Origin of the sequence: Micrococcus sp. HMSC31B01 (genome assembly GCF_001816085.1) — a bacterium.
Taxonomy (GTDB): Bacteria; Actinomycetota; Actinomycetes; order Actinomycetales; family Micrococcaceae; genus Micrococcus; species Micrococcus luteus.
Genome location: NZ_KV825122.1, coordinates 1 through 3,291, shown reverse-complemented (window position 1 = coordinate 3,291; position 3,291 = coordinate 1). Strand labels below are relative to the sequence as shown.

Annotated in this window: 3 protein-coding genes and 1 tRNA gene; 2 read left to right on the top strand and 2 right to left on the bottom strand. The window is 74.0% G+C overall.

What is annotated here, in order from left to right; translation table 11 throughout:
- The first annotated feature begins 70 nt into the window (after window positions 1-70).
- Complete coding sequence (locus HMPREF3105_RS06430) at window positions 71-1,030, top strand: diaminopimelate dehydrogenase (protein WP_036317138.1); 960 nt, start codon at window positions 71-73, stop codon at window positions 1,028-1,030.
- Between the two features lie 55 nt (window positions 1,031-1,085).
- Here the strand turns inward: HMPREF3105_RS06430 and HMPREF3105_RS06425 are convergent, their stop codons facing one another.
- The gene (locus HMPREF3105_RS06425; protein ID WP_060973616.1) at window positions 1,086-2,066 is read right to left on the bottom strand and encodes an AEC family transporter; all 981 of its coding nucleotides are present in this window, start codon (window positions 2,064-2,066) and stop codon (window positions 1,086-1,088) included.
- A 260-nt stretch (window positions 2,067-2,326) separates the two neighbouring features.
- On the opposite strand from HMPREF3105_RS06425, the gene HMPREF3105_RS06420 reads away from it, so the two are divergent.
- Window positions 2,327-2,773, top strand: coding sequence for a DUF2087 domain-containing protein (locus tag HMPREF3105_RS06420; RefSeq protein WP_036317141.1), 447 nt, complete (start codon window positions 2,327-2,329; stop codon window positions 2,771-2,773).
- Between the two features lie 167 nt (window positions 2,774-2,940).
- Here HMPREF3105_RS06420 and HMPREF3105_RS06415 read toward each other — a convergent pair.
- Window positions 2,941-3,014: transfer RNA gene (locus HMPREF3105_RS06415), tRNA-Gly, on the bottom strand.
- Window positions 3,015-3,291: the final 277 nt, after the last annotated feature.

The window sequence follows — 3,291 nt, the reverse complement described above, 5'->3', positions numbered from 1 at the left end:
ACAACGTCATGCCCTCCTACACCTAGGCTGGCGGGACCGACCTGACCACGACCCCTCCAGGAGGACGCACATGACCATCCGCGCCGGCATCGTCGGATACGGGAACCTCGGCCACAGTGTGGAGAAGCTCGTGAAGCTCCAGCCGGACATGGAGCTGGTGGGCATCTTCTCGCGCCGCACCGGCCTGGACACGGACACGCCCGTGCTCCCGGCGGAGCGGGCCGCCGAGCACGCCGGGGAGATCGACGTGCTGTTCCTCTGCCTCGGCAGCGCCACGGACATCCCCGAGCAGGCGGCCGGCTACGCGCGGCACTTCACCACCGTGGACACCTACGACAACCACCAGCTCATCCCGCGGCACCGCGCCGAGATGGACGCCGCGGCCCGGGAGGGCGGGCACGTGGCGATGATCTCCACCGGCTGGGACCCGGGCCTGTTCTCGGTGAACCGGGTGCTGGGCGCCGCGCTGTTCCCGCAGCCGCAGCAGAACACGTTCTGGGGCAAGGGTCTCTCGCAGGGCCATTCCGACGCCGTCCGGCGGGTCCCCGGCGTGCGGCGCGGCGTGCAGTACACGATCCCCAGCGAGGAGGCGATCGCCGAGGCCCGCGCCGGACGGGGCGCCGAGATCACCGGCGCCTCCGCGCACGTGCGTGAGTGCTACGTGGTGGCCGACGAGGCCGACCACGCGGCCATCACCGAGGCCATCACCACGATGCCCGACTACTTCGCCCCGTACGAGACCACCGTGCACTTCATCTCCGAGGAGGAGTTCGAGCGCGACCACCAGGGCATGCCGCACGGCGGCCACGTCGTCACCTCGGGCGACCTCGGCGGCTCGCGCAGCGCTGTCGAGTTCGTGCTGGAGCTGGAGTCCAACCCGGACTTCACCGCCGCCGCGCAGGTCGCCTACGGCCGCGCCGCCGCGCGTCTGAAGGCCCAGGGGGAGACGGGGGCGCGCACCGTGCTCGAGGTCGCCCCGTACCTGCTCTCGCCCACGGGGCTGGACGAGCTGATCCGCCGGGACGTCTGAGCCGCGGCGAGGCGTCCGGCGCGGGGCACCGGGCCGGGCGCCGCCGTCGTCGGCCTCAGGCCAGCAGCAGTGCGACGGCGATCATCGCCGGGATCGCGACGATCGTGGTGACCAGGATCGTGTCCTTCGAGACGCGCAGCCCCGCGTCGTAGCGCACGGCGGTGACGAACACGTTCTGTGCGGTCGGCAGGGAGGCCAGGACGACGGCGACGAACACGTGCCGCGCATCCAGGCCGAACACGAACTGCGCGAGCAGCCAGGCCAGCAGCGGATGCACCACCAGCTTCACCGCCGAGGCGAGCAGCACGTCCGCGCGTCGCCCGCCGGCCCGCTCGAGCGGCCGCGAGCCGACCAGCGACATGCCGAACGCCAGGAGCATCGCCGGGATGGACAGCCCGCCGATGAGCTCCACGGACTCCATGAGGGGGCCCGGCAACGACCAGCCGGTGAGGGAGAAGACCAGGCCGGCCACCGAGCCCAGGATCAGGGGGTTGGTGACCGTGTGGCGGACCTGGTCGGCCACGGCGCGCCCGGGGGAGCGGCGCACCGCCCGGCGCCGGCCCGCCGTCGTGCGTCGCCGGGCCTCGCGCGCGGTGGCGGCGTCCATCGCGGCCACGTAGAGCGGCGTGTAGATCGCCAGCTGGAAGATGAGCGCCGGGGCGGCCAGGGCGGCGTCGCCGAGGACGTAGGCCGCGATGGGGATGCCGAGGTTCGCCGAGTTCACGAGCGAGGCGCTGAGCGCGGACATGATCCGCTCCGAGGCCGACCTGCCCTTCAGCAGCGGGACCGTCACCGCGAGGTACAGTGCGGCCGCGGTGAACGCGGACAGCGTGGCCACCCACAGCTGGGGGCCCAGCACGGCGCCCACGTCCGCGCGGGAGAGCGTGACGAACAGCAGCGCCGGGTTGCCGATGAAGAACGCCGCGCGGGAGAGCACGGTGCGGCCGTGCTCACCGAGCACCCCCGTGCGCCCCACCAGGACGCCCACGAGGATGATCACCCACACGACCGCGAAGCCGGAGAGCACCTGGGTCACGGACGGGCCTCCACAGGTCGGGGTGGGGCGGTCCGCGGCGGGGTCAGGGGCATGGCGCGATCCTACGTCGCGGGCGTCGGCTAGCCTGGATCACGACGGCGGCGCCCACCGCCGAGCGCGCCACGCGGCCCGGTCCCGCGCGGCAGGGCCCTGCAGCCCGGCGCGAAGGGGAGCGGATCCTCGGGCCCACCCGCACGCGACGGACGTCGTCCCCGACCCGCGGCGCGGCATGGCCGGGAGCGCGCCGGCGAGGATGCACCATGACCCGTCAGTCCGACCTCAAGACCCTGATCCGCGCCCGCATGGCCGTCACCGGTGAGCGGTACACCGCCGCGGCGGCGGCCCTCGCCGACGAGTGGCAGTCCGCCGAGCGCTACCACGCGACCGTGCTCGCCCGCTTCTTCGACGGGGACCGGCTGCGCTCCATCCCTGCGCGTCGCAAGCCGCGGGTGGCCGTCCTTCTCGAGCTGTTGCGTCGCTTCAGAGCGGGCCGCGCCTACGCGGAGGCCGAGGTCAACGACCTGCTGCGCCCCGCCCACGAGGACGTGGCCACGCTGCGTCGCGAACTCGTGGACTACGGGTTCCTCGCCCGCGCCGACGGCGTCTACCGACTGGCGGACGCCGGGCCCGACCTCGACCCGCGCTTCGCCGCGGACCTGCCGGTCGACCTGGAACGCCGGCTGCGCGAGATCCGCGCGGGCCGTTGAGGGGAGCGGGACCCCACGCGGCGACCTGGAACGCCAGCGGTCGCCATGACGCCGGAATGTGGCCGCATTCCGACGTCTTGCGTTCCCGGTGCGGCCGTGGCGGGGCGACGTGGACCGACACGGCCCCGGGTCCCTCGCGTGAGGGGCCCGGGGCCGTCGTCGTGGTGTGGAGCGGGCGACGGGAATCGAACCCGCGTATCTTGCTTGGGAAGCAAGCGCTCTACCATTGAGCTACGCCCGCGCAACCGCTCTGCTTCCGCCTGCGGCGCGGGCACCACCATACACCAGCCCGGCCGGTGCACCGGCCCCGCGTCGTCCTCGCGCCCCACGGCCCCGTACGTCAGTGCACCGGGTCCGCCACGGCGACCTCGCGCGCCTGCACCCGCCGCGTCGCCGCCCGGGCGCGCGAACGACCGAACGCGTCCGCGTACCGCGTGAGCACCGGCCCGGCGATCACGATGGAGAACTTCCCGCGGATGGTCAGGGCCGCACCCGCGCGCCAGCGGCCGGCCACGCCG